Origin of the sequence: Gordonia malaquae (genome assembly GCF_037148075.1) — a bacterium.
Classification (GTDB): domain Bacteria; phylum Actinomycetota; class Actinomycetes; order Mycobacteriales; family Mycobacteriaceae; genus Gordonia; species Gordonia malaquae.
This window is the reverse complement of the sequence record NZ_JBBCUB010000003.1, coordinates 505,881-518,812: the sequence shown is the minus strand read 5'-3', so window position 1 is coordinate 518,812 and position 12,932 is coordinate 505,881. Positions and strand designations below refer to the sequence as shown.

Below are 12,932 nucleotides of genomic sequence, written 5' to 3'. Positions count from 1 at the left end.
TAGGCGAGCGAGTTCGAGAGGCGAATCGGGAAGATCAAAGGTGCTGGTCATGGTGTCCGCCTCCCTTCCGTGAGTCGTGGAACGTGTCCGGTTTTGCTGTTATCTCCAGTGTAGACCCACTGTGCGACAAATCATAGTATGTTCGTGAAATAGTTCGATTGTCACGCAATCTGTCGTTCCAACCGTTCTCCAAGCGAAGGCTCCTACGCTGACCGTGTTCGCGACGTCATCGACGGCGTCGGAAGTTCCGGACATCACCGGCTCAGGAGGACTGAAGTGACAATCTCGACTCTCATGCGCGGCTTCGTCGTCACCGCATCGACCTGCGCACTTGTCGTAGGAGTCGCCTCGTGCAGCAAGGACGACTCGCAGAGCAGCGCCGCTTCCACGACGAACACGTCGACGTCGGCAACGACGAGCGCTACTCCGGCGACGTCGACCAGCAGCACGGGCGCGAACCCGACGATCGCCGACTACATCAAGGAGCAGGGCATCACCGAGACACAGGTGAGGCCAGGTGAGAACGGGGCTCCGAGCATCGACATGCCTACACCCGACGGCTGGGATCAGGTCGAGAAGAGCGACCTACCCGAGTACGCCCTCGGAGCGATCAAGTACTCCGGCGCTCAGGGCTCCGACTACACCGCGAACATCGTGGCGCTGTTCTCGAAGCTGACCGGCCCAGTCGACGTGGACAAGCTCTTCGAACTCGCGCCGGGCGAACTCCGCAACCTCGAGGACTTCAGTGAGATCGGGTCGGGACGCAAGTCCGCGCTGTCCGGATTCGGGTCGTACAAGATGGCCGGGCAGTACACCCTCAAGGGCATGACGGTGCTCACCGCGCAGCAGACCGTCGTCATCGAGGCCGCCGACGCCGTGTACGTCCTGCAGTTGAACGCAACCAGCAACGAGGATCAGGCCGACGCACTGCAGAAGGCGATGGACGCGATCGACGAGCAGACCACGATCACCGCATAGGTGATCCCACGAGTGCGGACCCGACGCCGGAGGGGCGTCGGGTCCGTGCGTGTCGCTTCGGGTCAGAGCTGGTCGATGCGGACGAGATTGCCGGACGGGTCACGGAACGCGCAGTCGCGGACCCCGTAGTTCTGATCGGTCGGCTCCTGCACCACGTCGGCTCCGGCCGCGGCGACCTTCTCGAACAGCGCGTCGAGGTCGTCGGAGGCGAGAGTCACCGCGCCGTACGACCCCTTCGCCATGAGGTCGAGGATCGTCGCCCGCTCGGCGTCGGTGATGCCCGGATCGACGGCAGGCGGATGAAGCACGATCGAGACGTCACCCTGCCCGACAGGCCCCAGGGTGATCCACCGGAGGTCGTTGTAACCGACGTCCCTGCGGACCTCGAAGCCGAGCATGTCGCGGTAGAACTTCAGCGACTCGTCAGCGTCGTTGTGAGGGAGGAATGCGTACTGGATCTTCACGTTCATGGTCATGCCGTCGACGTTATTCGGCGGTCGGACGACGCGCTTCTCGATTCCTGACCGGTCTGGCGACCTGTTTGGCCAGACATGCCGGGACGCCGTCCCATTCGCCTCCGCTGTCGCGCTGGTACACGCTCGGAGGCACCCCGACGAGCTCGGTGAATCGGGTGCTGAACGTCCCGAGCGACGACGACCCGACCGCGAAGCAGACCTCAGTCACGGACATGTCGCCGCGCCTGAGCAGGGTCATCGCACGTTCCACCCGCCGCGTCATGAGATACGAGTACGGCGACTCCCCGTAGACGCGTTTGAACTCGCGACTCAGGTGGCCTGCCGACATGAACACGCCGCTCGCGAGTTCTTCGACGTTGAGCGGCTTGTCGAACTCGCGGTCGATCCGGTCGCGCACCCTGCGCATCGCGACGACGGTCTCCCGTCTGGTGTCGTCGGCCATGGCCCGCCTGCTCAGTTGTTGCGGCCGCGCGCGGCGACAGTCCACCGTCCGACGACGAGCCCGCCGCGCGCCACCGCGACATCGTCGACGAGGTTCAGTACCGGGCACACGTGGTTGGGGACCACTCGGATGCGGGAGCCGAGCGCCGGCAGCGTCGCACGCTTGGGAAACTCGACCGTCGCGTGATGCTCCGACAGGGCCGTCACCCGAGCGTCGGGATGATCACGCAGCCGCGCGAAACCGGTAGTCCACCCGGGACGGTCGCTGCCCAGGATCTTGCTTCCGGAGTCGAGGACGATGCGCCGATTGGCCGGTCCGTCGTGCCTGCTGACGACGGTGGCGAGCACGGTGAGTGCGATGTCGTCGGGTGCGATGCGCCCGAGTTCCCACTGTTGTGCGTCGCCGAAAACGTAGACGCCCGGTCGAGCCTCGGTGAGCGCGTCGGCGTCGGACAGGAGCGCGCTCGGTGTGGACCCGCCGCTGCGGACGTCCACGCGGAACCCGGCGTCGGCGAGTAGGTCCGCCGCATCCCGAAGAGTGGTCGCCTCTTGTGTCGCCGCGGACACCTGAGCATCGGGCCCGTAACTGTGCCCGGGGAAGGTGAACACGCCGCTCACCCGCAGGCCCGCGTCGGCGGCGGCCTTCGCGACGCCGACCACGTCGTCGACGAGCACGCCGGTGCGGTGATGTCCGCTGTCGACCTCGATGACGACTTCAACTCTCGAGACGGCAACACCGAGCAGGCGGGCCGCGGTCACCGCGGCCTCCGCCGAGTCGATGCCGAACGAGATGTCCACCCGCTCGGCGAGTGCTGCGAGACGCGCTGCCGACGACCGCGTCAGCCACAGCGGGTACGCGATGAACAGGTCGTCGATCCCGGCGTCGGCGAAAACCTCCGCCTCGCCGATCGTCGCGACGGACAGCCCGACGGCTCCGGCGTCGATCTGCTTGCGTGCGATCTCGACGATCTTGTGCGTTTTGGCGTGCGGTCGCAGGTCGATGCCCTTGGTCGCCATCGCGTCGGCCATCGTCGCGATGTTCCGGTCCAGGACGTCGGCGTCGACGATCACCGTCGGGGTGCCGACCATGTCACCCATTGCGCTTGGTCCCCGCGTAGTAGCGGCCGAGGAACTCGTCGCGGTACTCGAAGTAGTTCCCGTCCTCGATGGCCTTGCGCGCCCGATCGACGAGCGTGATCGTGAACGACAGGTTGTGCAGTGTCGCCAGGGTCGACGCCAGGCCCTCCTTCGCCTTGAACAGGTGATGCAGGTAGGCCCGCGTGTACTGCGTGGAGTAGTTGTCGAGCTCCGCGTCGAGCGGCGTGAAATCACGTTTGAACTTGGCGTTCGTGATGTTGTACCGGCCGTCGAACGAGTAGATGGCCCCGTTGCGGGCGACGCGTGTCGGGGAGACGCAGTCGAAGGTGTCGGCGCCGTTCTCGATGGCTGTGAAGATGTCGTCCGGCTCGCTGATGCCGAGCAGATGCCGGGGCGCGTCGTCGGGCATCTCCTCGGTGACCCATCCGACGATGGTGCCGAGGTTGTCCTTCTCCAGGGCGCCACCGATGCCGTATCCGCCGAAGCCCTTGCCGCCGTTGTCGCGGTCGATGCGGCTCAGCTCGACAAGATCACGCGTTGCCTTGCGACGCAGGTCCTCGTACTGCGCACCCTGGATCACGCCCCACAGCGCTTGCTGCGGGCGGTGTGAACGCTCGGTGGACAGCCGGTTGTGCTCGGCGAGGCAGCGGATGGCCCACTGCCGGGTCCGCTCAAGCGACTGCTCCTGGTACCCGCGTGTGTTCATCAACGTGGTGAGCTCGTCGAACGCGAAGATGATGTCGGCGCCGAGTTGATGCTGGATCTGCATCGACACCTCGGGCGTGAATCGGTGGCTGGTGCCGTCGATGTGCGATTTGAAGGTCACGCCGTCGTCGTCGACGTTCGCCAACCGTTCCTTGCCCTCGGCGATGATCGAGTCGTCCTGCGGGCCTGCCGCGTCCATCGAGATGACCTTCTTGAACCCGACTCCGAGCGACATCACCTGGAAGCCGCCGCTGTCGGTGTACGTCGGTCCGGGCCAGTTCATGAACCGCCCGAGGCCGCCGGCTTCGTCGACGATGTCTGCGCCGGGCTGAAGGTACAGGTGGTACGCGTTCGAGAGCACCGCCTGAGCCCCTAGCGCCGCCACCTGTTCGGGCACCACCGTCTTCACTGTCGCCTTGGTTCCGACGGGCACGAAGGCCGGCGTCTGGATCTCTCCGTGCGGGGTGACGATGGTGCCGGTACGACCGGCCGTCCCGTCGAGGGTGGCACGCCGGATGAACTCACTGCTGGTCACGAGGAACCATTGTTCCAGGTTCGCTACCGTGGGGACCATGATGACTCGCACGATGAAGCTGGCCGCAACCGCAGTCCTGGGCCTCGCGCTCGCCGGAACCGTCGCCGCCTGTGGGGACGAGACCGCCGCTCCGAACGCCGAGTCGACATCGGCCACCGCCGCGGTCACTCCCCCGACGGACCGCAGCGTCCCCGTCGTGCCAGGTCGCAAGCCCACGTCGGAGACCGCCACCGCTCCGGAGTCGAGCACCCCGGACGACGCGAAGTCGTGCGGGCCGGCGAAGGGCCCGGACGGAGCGCTGCAGATCCATCTCGTCGAAGGTGACGTGACATGCGCGACCGCGAAGGCCATCGCGAAGGAGTACAGCCCGCTGATCGCGACCGGCCAGACGCAGAAGGTCCGCGACTGGGAATGCGGCCCATCGACCGTCGTCGGTGAACTCGCCCGCTGCACCTACGACTCCAAGGCCTTCGCCCTGGTCCCGTAGCCGCCTACGCGAGCGCCTGCGCGACGCGTTCGAGCTGGGCGACGCGGCTGCCCTTCACCAGGACCGCGTCGCCCTCGGCCAGGTCGCCGAGTGCCGCGACCGCCCCTGCCACGTCGGCCACGTGAATCACTCCGGCGTCTCCGTAGGCAGGCTCGTCGACGGCGATGACCGTGATCCCGAGGTCGGTCGCCTGGCGGGCGACGTCCCGGTGTGCGGCCGGGCCGTCTGACCCCAGTTCGGCCATCGTCCCGACAACGGCGAAGCGTCGGCGTGCGTCGAGGCGGTGCAACGATGAGAGACCGGCGATCATCGACGTCGGGTTCGCGTTGTAGGCGTCGTTGATCACGGTGACGCCCGCTGCCGTTGTGCTCATCTCCATGCGGAGTCCGGACAGGGCCGCGTCGTTCAGCCCGGACGGCAGGGCGTCGAGCGGGACACCCAGTCCACACGCTGCGGCAGCCGCAGCGAGCGCGTTCGGGACCTGGTGCTCGCCACGTGCCTGCAGCGCCACCGCTGTCGAACCCCACGGGCTGTGCAGCGTGAACGACGCTCGAAGCTGCGCGTCGAGAACCACGTCGGTGGCGCGGACGTCCGCGTCGTCGGCGACTCCGTAGGTGAGGACCCGCGCCTGTGTGCGCGACCGCATGGCCTTGACCACGGCATGGTCGGCGTTGAGGACTGCGATTCCGTCGGTGGGCAGTGATTCGACGAGTTCACCCTTGGCTTGAGCGACGTCGTCGAGAGTTCCGAACATCTCCAGATGGACGGCTTCGACACGCGTGATGACGCCGACTGTCGGTGACGCGATGTCGCACAGGAGCGCGATGTGCCCGACTCCTCGTGCGCCCATCTCGAGGACGACGGCCTCGGTGTCGTCGGGTGCGCCGAGCAGTGTGAGGGGCAGACCCAGTTCGTTGTTGAACGACTTCTCACTGGCCGCAGTGCGGTACGTGGTCGCAAGGACGCCAGCGAGCAGGTCCTTCGTCGACGTCTTGCCGACGGACCCGGTCACACCGACGACGCGCGGAGGGAGCGATGCTCGGACGGCTCGTCCGATGTCGGCGAGGGCCACCGCGGTGTCGGCGACCTGCACGGCTGTCGCGGTCACCGCAGGGTCCGGTGCGCGGTCGGTCAGGTAGACGGTGGCGCCTGCGTCGACGGCGACCGGAATGAAATCGTGACCGTCACGCGCTGCGACGATCGGCACGAACAGCTGACCGGGCGCGATCGTCCGCGAGTCGATACTCGCCGAAACGACCTGGACGTCCGGCCCGTGAAGAGTTCCACCGGTGGCTGCTGCGATCTGACTGGCGAGGAGGTGCACGAAGAGAAACGCTACAGGCGAACACGTATCCTGGCACCCATGAGCACCCCCCTGCTGCGGTTGGTCGTCCTCTACGGCGGAGCGTCCGCCGAGCACGACGTGTCGCGGGTCACCGCCGCCCACGTGCTGGCCGCCGCCGACTCCGACAAGTACGTCCTCGTCCCCGTCGGGATCGACAAGAGCGGAGTGTGGCATCGCAACGAAGCCGCTGCCGCAGCCCTCGCGGCAGGCGAGACGCTGCCGAACCGTCTCGACGTCGAAGGCCCGGAAGTGGACCCGCTGTCCGTGATCCGCGGTACCGACTCCGCTTCCCCCGCTTCCCGAGGGCAGTCGAGGGAGATCACCGTCGTCCTGCCGTTGTTGCACGGTCCGCACGGTGAAGACGGCACTGTCCAGGGCATGCTCGAGCTCCTCAAGACGCCGTATGTCGGATGCGGCGTCCTGTCGTCCGCCCTCTGCATGGACAAGGCGATGGCCAAGGAGGTCGCGGCACGCGCGGGGATTCCGCAGTGCGCGTGGATCACGTTCCGCGACGGCGTGGACGATGCCCGCACCGTCGTCGACCAGGCTGTTGAAGAACTCGGTCTCCCGGTGTTCGTAAAGCCCGCCAACATGGGCTCGTCGGTCGGCGTCTCACGCGCGACCACCCCAGACGAGCTCGACAAAGCCATCAATCTCGCTCTCCACTACGACGAGGTCGTCGTCATCGAGGAGGCCGTCACCGGTCGTGAGATCGAGGTCGGGGTGCTCGGCAACACCGCACCCGACACCACCCTTCCCGGCGAGATCAAGCCGGGCAGCGACTTCTACGACTACGAGGACAAATACGTCACCGGTGCCGCCGAGCTGATGATCCCGGCGCCGTTGTCCGACGCCGCGATCGCCGAGGTCCGCGAACTGGCCGCCGACGCGTACGTCGCGCTGCGCTGCGCCGGCATGGCCCGGGTGGACTTCTTCTATGAGGAGGACGGCCGAGGCTGGCTTCTCAACGAGATCAACACAATCCCCGGCTTCACCCCCGCGTCGATGTACCCGAAGATGTGGGAGGCGTCGGGCATCGCCTACCCCGACCTCATCGACCGGCTGGTCACGCTCGCCCTCGAAGTGCACCGCCGTCGCAGCTCGTTCTCGACCGAGCACTGACGGCGCCGTACAACTTCGGCGACTTTTCCCGGCCCCACAGGGAGAAAACGTCGCCAAAGTGTGCAGTCACCGCCCGTACACGTAGGCGCCGCGGGGATTCTCGTGAATGGTGAACCGTTCGCCGCTGAGATTTCCCACCCTCATCCACAGCGGTTTTGTCGTGCCTGCGGCCACATCGATGACGCTGGACGCCCGTCGCGTCTCCCAGCGGCCGAACCACCTGCACAAGACCGCTACGCGATGAGCACCGGGATCGACCTCGAATGTCGCCGTCGCCCGCCACGGCACGATGTGCTCAACACCATCGACGTCGACGACCGCGCTGGCCACAGGGCGAAACAGCACTGATGCGAATCGTGCGGAGTCGATCGTCACGGCGATGGCGGTCATGCCTCTCACGCTAGGGCGTCTATCCGCTCAGCGCGCAGCTGCCCGCGCGAGCAGACTCTCGAACTCGGCGAAAGTCGGAGCGTCCAGATCGAAACGAAGAACCTGGAAATCGACATGTGCACCGCGTGCGGACAGGATCACTCGGACACGATCCGAGTCCGGCTTGCTTTTCACCACGAGGAAGTCGAGGTCGTAGACGAATGTGCCCGGCTCCCAGCGGGGCGTCGACACGATCAAGAAGTCTCGGTCCCAGGTGACGTTCAGATCGGGCGCGAGCCGTAGTCGTTCATACTGCTCAGTCATCCAGATGTCTCCCTAGCATGGAAAGGCCCCCGACCTGCATTGCAGATCGGGGGCCTCGAGCGGTGGCGGAGGGATTTGAACCCCCGGTGCAGGGTTACTACACACGACATTTCGAGTGTCGCACCTTCGGCCGCTCGGACACGCCACCGGGAAGAACTATACGGCAGAGGTCCCGTCGCACGAAATCAGCTGGTCAGAGCCAGTTTCCGCGATATTCGACTACTTGTCGGTCGGCGTTCCCGGAGCGCTGCCGGGACCCCCGGAACCGCCACCGGTCAGCTTGTCGGCGAATTCGCTCACCTTGGTCACGGCAGTGTTGACCGCACTCTGCACCTGCTCGTTCGCCGCGACCTCGTTGACCTTGTCCACGGCAGTGTTCACGGCGTTCTGAACATGCTCGTTCGCCGCGATCTCGCTGACCTTGCCCATGGCGGTGTTGACGGCGCCTTGAACGTGTTCGTTGGCGGCGATCTCGTCGATCTTCGTGCGCGCCGTCTCGACCGCGGCCTTCACCTGCTCGCTCTCGGCGATCTCATTGACCTTGCCGCGGACCGCCTCGACGACCTCATTGACCTTGTCCATCGGATCAGACATGACGTTTCCTTTCGGAGTCCTGGTGGGCTGTGCGCCCGCACCACCAGTGTGCCGCAGATTCAGCGTCGGGCCGCGAAGAAGTCGGTGACGAGCACCGCGCACTCCGCTTCGAGTACTCCGCCGAGTACCTCCGGGCGGTGAACTAGCCGGGGATCGCGCAGCACATCCCACAGCGATCCGACGGCGCCGGTCTTCGGCTCCCACGCTCCGAACACCACACGAGAGACTCGGGCGAGACCGATCGCCCCGGCGCACATGGTGCACGGTTCGACGGTGACGGCCAATGTGCAGTCCTCGAGTCGCCAGCCGTCTCCGTGCCGCCTCGTCGCTTCGCGTAGGGCGAGGACTTCCGCGTGCGCGGTCGGATCACCGTCTGCCTCCCGCCGATTCGCTGCGGATGCGAGAACGGAGCCGTCCGGCCCGACGACCACGGCGCCGATCGGGACGTCGTCCGGGCCCGCATGATGCGCGGCGTCGAGCGCGAGCCGCATCAACCGCTCGGCGTCGCGCTGCACCGCGCCGCGATCAGGCGTCATCGCCGGAGTCAGTGACCGAGATCGTCGAGAACGGTGGAGAGCTGGTCGGCACACCCGAGTCGCGCGGCGATCATGCCGATCTGCTCGTCGGCGTACAGGTCGGTGTCGCCGACGATGACGCTCATCACCGCGTCGGGCAGGCCGAGGTCGGCGAGGATGGCGAGGTCCCCCTCCTCCCACGGGTCGACGTCGTCGATCTCATCCGGGTCCAGATCGGGAACGTCGATGTTGAGGGCGTCGAGTACATCGACGGCGATGTCGTAGTCGACGGACGCCGTCGCATCGGAGATGAGCAGGCGGGCGCCAGATGGGGAGGGTCGGACGATGATGAAGAACTCATCGTCGACGTCCAGGAGGCCGAAGACAGCACCCGTCGCTCGGAGCTCCCGGAGTTGGAGTTCGGCGTCATCGAGGCTGTCGAGCGCCGACGGTTTGAGCGCCGTGACCTTCCAACCGGACTCACTGAGTGCAACGGCCACCGCGAAGCCGTCGACATCGGAGTAATCGCTCTTCGCGACAGGCTTCGCCATGTCCGCCACGGTAGCCGCTTTTCGACACTCTCCCAAGTCGGATTCGGCCTGGGTATGCCACGCTTGGAGGCGTGTCTACCGCATCGTCGCGCCCCGTCTGCATTCTCGGCCTCGGACTGATCGGCGGTTCCCTGCTTCGCAGGCTCGCCGCAGACCAGGCCCCCGTGTTCGGCTACAACCGGTCCCAGGCGACGGTCGACGCCGCGACCGCTGACGGCTACGACGCCTCGTCCGATCTGGTGGCGACGCTCGCCAGGGCGGCGGAACTCGATGCGGTGATCGTCCTGGCGACGCCGGTGACGACGCTCGGCCCCATCGTCGACGCCATCGCCGATCACGCGCCTGCATGCCTGGTGACGGACGTGGTGAGTGTGAAGGAAGAAGTCGCCAGGATCGTCGCGCGCCACCACCCCGGAGGACGCTACGTCGGCGGGCACCCGATGGCGGGCACCGCGTACTCCGGGTGGGACGCCACCGACCCGTCGCTGTTCGAGGGCGCGATGTGGATGGTCACGACACACGACGACACTCCCGCGGACGACTGGCTCGCCGTTGCGGCGATGGCCCGCGCTGTCGGATCGAACGTCGTCCCCGCAGCGAACGACGCGCACGACCGTGCGGCAGCCGCGATCTCGCACAATCCACACCTGACTGCGGCGGTCACAGCCGCCGTCGGTGCAGGCGAGAGCTCACTGTCGTTGCGGCTCGCGGCGGGCAGTTTCCGCGACGGAACGCGAGTGGCCGGAACGGCGCCCGACCTCCAGCGCGCGATGCTCGAGGCCAACTCGGTGGCCCTGCTCAACACCCTCAGCGAGACGATCGACCTGCTCGTCGCGGCGCGTGACCGTCTCCGGGACCACGGCGACGTCGCGGCACTCGTCGAGGCGGGGCACCGAGCGCGGCAGCGGTACGACGCCATCGCCGGTGGCGAACTGCAGCCGATCATCGATGTGACCGTCGGCGACGACGGCTGGCAGCAGGAACTGCGGCGTCAGGCGCACCTCGCGCGAGTCTGGCTGGGCTAGTGTCGCGTGTTGAAAGTTCCTAGACGGAACTTTCGACACGCAACACTAAACGATCCGGGTGGCGTTTCCGACGTAGTCGAGTACGACGCCCTGGCCGTCGACCGTCAGCTCGCTTGTCAGCCCGTTCGTGACGACCGTGAGCCGACCGTCGGCCACCGTGTAGTCGGCCTGAGCCGGTTCGATGTTGAACGTCGGCAGCTTCAGACTGACCAGATGCACTCCGGTCGCGCTGCCGCCGCTGACGATCTTGTGTCGATTGATCGGCAGCATCTTGAAGAACGGCGATCCGACGACGTCGACCGCTTCGGCGCCGCCGAATTCGCTCTGCACGGTCGTGTCGGCGGTCTGCACCATCCACTTCCCGTCCATGTCGCGGCTCAGTTCGAGCTGGCCTTCACCGCCGGCTCGGAGCACGCGAACCGAGAGCCGCCGCGACACACCGATGTCGTTCGTCACCAGCTCGTACGACGCCGAGTAGGCCTCGACATCGGCGCTCGCTGCGCAGATGATGCGGCCGTACGCACGGAGTCGTCCGCCGCCGCTCTTGAGCCGCACCTGTTCGAGCCTGCCCCCGTCGGGACTGCGCCAGGTGAACATCGTCTTTGCGCCGGTCTCGGCAGCCGATTCGGGGGAAGTCACGCCTCTACGTTAGCTTTCACCCGGCCGCACGGCAGACCACAACGCCGGACGGGTCGCCTTCGGGCAGTTCCTCGTGCGCGACGGGCGCGCCGTCGACAGTGATCGTGCACGACGCGGCAGCCCCTGCGCGTGCCACGACGTTGATACGGAGCAGTCCCGGCGTCGCGATCACTTTCTGCTCCCAGCGGCTCGAGTCCATGAAGTCCACCTGGACACGTCCGTTGTTGAAATAGATCACCGTCGAGCCCGGTGCCGCCTCGACCGACAGGATCGCCTCGAGACTGTTCCTCGGTGCGGGAGTCCGACTCTCGCCTGGCACGGTCTCGGTGGGAGTGATCGATTTCGGCAGATACGGGTCATCGGTGTTCTGCGAGGCAGGCGGATCAGCGCGTGTCGGCGGATCGTCCGAACCACCGCCCGACATCAGCTTCAGACCACCGACGACGACCAGCACCAGGACCACCACGGACACCACACCCCATGCGAGCCGCTGGGGACTGTTCGACGGCGGGGCGCTCGACGGCCCGATGTGCGCAGCTTCGACGACGGTCTCGGACTGTTCTCGCGGGAACTCGGCACCCGGTTCGGGGATGTAACCGTAGCGGGCACCACCGTCCGGGGCGTATCCGAGCGGCGGGTACTGCTGCCCCGCGGCCATCGGCGGCCGGTAGCCAGGCCGTCCGTTCCACTGTCCCGCGTCCACGTCGCACACCCTACGCGGCGGCGAGCAGGGCGGGTGAGCGACGCGTACGGATCGACGCGGGCCGGAAAGGAATCCGGCCCGCGTCGTCAGCAAGGGACGTCACCCGACGCCTCAGGGGATCGTTACCAACGGGTCCACAGTGTGAACGGGTAGCGGCGGCCCTTGTTGTAGCTGATCCAGACGTTGCCATTGTGCGCGGCCGCCTCACGGACCAGGCCGTTCGCGGTCGCGTAACGGACGTACCCGCGCCCGGGCACGTACACGCGCTTGAAGCGCGACTCGGAATCGACCGAGACCGAGAAGTTCGGGCTGATCGCTGGATGGTCGATGACCCCCGCGACACCTGTGCGTGCAAGCTGCTTGGTCTCGGCCTTGGTGAAGCCGACGAACACCTGCGAACCGGTGTCGCGGACCGTCGCCGCCGACGCCTGGCCCGTCGTCGCCACAGCCCCCGTGGCGACGAGTCCGAGTGCAGCAAACGCAGCAAGCACGATTGCGAATAGACGATTCTTCATATTTCCCCCCGTTATTCGAGTCATGTCGGACATCTGCGCCCGACGAACTGAGCGTTACACGAATCTCACCGAGAATCCAGCTATTCAACAGTTAACCACAGGTGCGTTTGGTCACAGTCTGACGAGGAACCCCGGGCAGAGAGCAAAAGATCCCCATCCGGATACCGGATGGGGATCTTGAAACATGGTGCGCCCGAAGGGATTCGAACCCCTAACCTCTTGATCCGTAGTCAAGTGCTCTATCCGTTGAGCTACGGGCGCGTGCCTGATCGAGTGTACCCGATCGTCATTCTTCAATTTTACCCAGGGCGAACCTCGGTCGGCGGAGGCGAGAGGATTTGAACCTCCGGTTCCGTTTTACGCGGAACAACTCATTAGCAGTGAGTCCCATTCGGCCGCTCTGGCACGCCTCCAGCGGAGTTCGTATCGCGAACTTCCGAGGCAGAACATTACACAGACCTTTCGAGCAGTAGCAAATCGGCAGGTCGCCGACGTGCCGGACGCGCCCGG

At 66.3% G+C, this 12,932-nt stretch carries 17 protein-coding genes and 3 tRNA genes; 4 read left to right on the top strand and 16 right to left on the bottom strand.

The window, feature by feature from the left end:
* Window positions 1–276: 276 nt before the first annotated feature.
* Window positions 277–978: an LpqN/LpqT family lipoprotein gene (locus WFK36_RS14475; RefSeq protein ID WP_008377768.1), complete on the top strand. Its 702-nt coding sequence runs from the start codon at window positions 277–279 to the stop codon at window positions 976–978.
* A 62-nt stretch (window positions 979–1,040) separates the two neighbouring features.
* On the opposite strand, the gene WFK36_RS14470 is transcribed toward WFK36_RS14475, so the two are convergent.
* From WFK36_RS14470 to tgt, 4 genes are read right to left on the bottom strand one after another with little or no spacing between them, the layout of a single operon-like run.
* Entirely contained in the window at window positions 1,041–1,448 is a 408-nt protein-coding gene (locus WFK36_RS14470; RefSeq protein ID WP_336792548.1) for a VOC family protein, read from the bottom strand.
* A gap of 16 nt (window positions 1,449–1,464) precedes the next feature.
* Window positions 1,465–1,896 (bottom strand): helix-turn-helix transcriptional regulator, encoded by a 432-nt coding sequence (locus WFK36_RS14465; protein ID WP_336792520.1) that lies wholly within the window; start codon window positions 1,894–1,896, stop codon window positions 1,465–1,467.
* 11 nt (window positions 1,897–1,907) lie between these two features.
* Window positions 1,908–2,993, bottom strand: a complete 1,086-nt coding sequence (locus tag WFK36_RS14460) for an alanine racemase (RefSeq protein ID WP_336792518.1) — start codon at window positions 2,991–2,993, stop codon at window positions 1,908–1,910.
* Entirely contained in the window at window positions 2,986–4,272 is a 1,287-nt protein-coding gene (gene tgt / locus WFK36_RS14455) for a tRNA guanosine(34) transglycosylase Tgt (RefSeq protein WP_336792517.1), read from the bottom strand. Before tgt ends, WFK36_RS14460 begins: the two co-directional genes overlap by 8 nt.
* Between tgt and WFK36_RS14450 the strand changes: the two genes are divergently transcribed.
* A complete protein-coding gene (locus tag WFK36_RS14450; protein ID WP_336792516.1) occupies window positions 4,271–4,720 on the top strand; it encodes a hypothetical protein in 450 nt (149 codons plus the stop codon). The two genes, tgt and WFK36_RS14450, sit on opposite strands and share 2 nt — an antisense overlap.
* 4 nt (window positions 4,721–4,724) lie before the next feature.
* Here WFK36_RS14450 and WFK36_RS14445 read toward each other — a convergent pair whose 3' ends face one another.
* Entirely contained in the window at window positions 4,725–6,044 is a 1,320-nt protein-coding gene (locus tag WFK36_RS14445; protein WP_336792514.1) for a UDP-N-acetylmuramoyl-tripeptide--D-alanyl-D-alanine ligase, read from the bottom strand.
* Between the two features lie 39 nt (window positions 6,045–6,083).
* Here WFK36_RS14445 and WFK36_RS14440 point away from each other — a divergent pair, with 39 nt between their 5' ends.
* On the top strand, window positions 6,084–7,187 hold the full coding sequence (locus WFK36_RS14440) for a D-alanine--D-alanine ligase family protein (RefSeq protein ID WP_336792513.1): 1,104 nt from the start codon (window positions 6,084–6,086) through the stop codon (window positions 7,185–7,187).
* 66 nt (window positions 7,188–7,253) lie between these two features.
* Here the strand turns inward: WFK36_RS14440 and WFK36_RS14435 are convergent, their stop codons facing one another.
* The 6 genes from WFK36_RS14435 to WFK36_RS14410 form a co-directional block, all read right to left on the bottom strand.
* Complete coding sequence (locus tag WFK36_RS14435; protein WP_336792511.1) at window positions 7,254–7,577, bottom strand: hypothetical protein; 324 nt, start codon at window positions 7,575–7,577, stop codon at window positions 7,254–7,256.
* Between the two features lie 27 nt (window positions 7,578–7,604).
* Complete coding sequence (locus tag WFK36_RS14430; protein ID WP_336792509.1) at window positions 7,605–7,880, bottom strand: hypothetical protein; 276 nt, start codon at window positions 7,878–7,880, stop codon at window positions 7,605–7,607.
* A 60-nt stretch (window positions 7,881–7,940) separates the two neighbouring features.
* Window positions 7,941–8,028, bottom strand: a tRNA-Ser gene (locus tag WFK36_RS14425).
* 71 nt (window positions 8,029–8,099) lie between these two features.
* Complete coding sequence (locus tag WFK36_RS14420; RefSeq protein ID WP_008377757.1) at window positions 8,100–8,474, bottom strand: hypothetical protein; 375 nt, start codon at window positions 8,472–8,474, stop codon at window positions 8,100–8,102.
* 59 nt (window positions 8,475–8,533) lie between these two features.
* Window positions 8,534–9,010: a nucleoside deaminase gene (locus WFK36_RS14415; protein ID WP_336792508.1), complete on the bottom strand. Its 477-nt coding sequence runs from the start codon at window positions 9,008–9,010 to the stop codon at window positions 8,534–8,536.
* A gap of 8 nt (window positions 9,011–9,018) precedes the next feature.
* On the bottom strand, window positions 9,019–9,540 hold the full coding sequence (locus tag WFK36_RS14410) for a tRNA adenosine deaminase-associated protein (protein ID WP_040519668.1): 522 nt from the start codon (window positions 9,538–9,540) through the stop codon (window positions 9,019–9,021).
* 71 nt (window positions 9,541–9,611) lie between these two features.
* On the opposite strand from WFK36_RS14410, the gene WFK36_RS14405 reads away from it, so the two are divergent.
* Window positions 9,612–10,565 (top strand): prephenate dehydrogenase, encoded by a 954-nt coding sequence (locus WFK36_RS14405; protein WP_336792507.1) that lies wholly within the window; start codon window positions 9,612–9,614, stop codon window positions 10,563–10,565.
* A 45-nt stretch (window positions 10,566–10,610) separates the two neighbouring features.
* On the opposite strand, the gene WFK36_RS14400 is transcribed toward WFK36_RS14405, so the two are convergent.
* From WFK36_RS14400 to WFK36_RS14380, 5 genes are all read right to left on the bottom strand, one after another.
* On the bottom strand, window positions 10,611–11,204 hold the full coding sequence (locus tag WFK36_RS14400) for a putative glycolipid-binding domain-containing protein (RefSeq protein ID WP_008377753.1): 594 nt from the start codon (window positions 11,202–11,204) through the stop codon (window positions 10,611–10,613).
* Between the two features lie 16 nt (window positions 11,205–11,220).
* Window positions 11,221–11,907 carry a hypothetical protein gene (locus WFK36_RS14395; protein ID WP_336792506.1) on the bottom strand — a complete coding sequence of 229 codons (687 nt, stop codon included), beginning with the start codon at window positions 11,905–11,907 and terminating at the stop codon, window positions 11,221–11,223.
* Between the two features lie 122 nt (window positions 11,908–12,029).
* Window positions 12,030–12,422 carry a hypothetical protein gene (locus tag WFK36_RS14390; protein WP_008377749.1) on the bottom strand — a complete coding sequence of 131 codons (393 nt, stop codon included), beginning with the start codon at window positions 12,420–12,422 and terminating at the stop codon, window positions 12,030–12,032.
* 185 nt (window positions 12,423–12,607) lie between these two features.
* Window positions 12,608–12,683, bottom strand: a tRNA-Arg gene (locus WFK36_RS14385).
* 62 nt (window positions 12,684–12,745) lie between these two features.
* Window positions 12,746–12,835 (bottom strand) — tRNA-Ser (locus WFK36_RS14380).
* Between the last annotated feature and the right edge of the window lie 97 nt (window positions 12,836–12,932).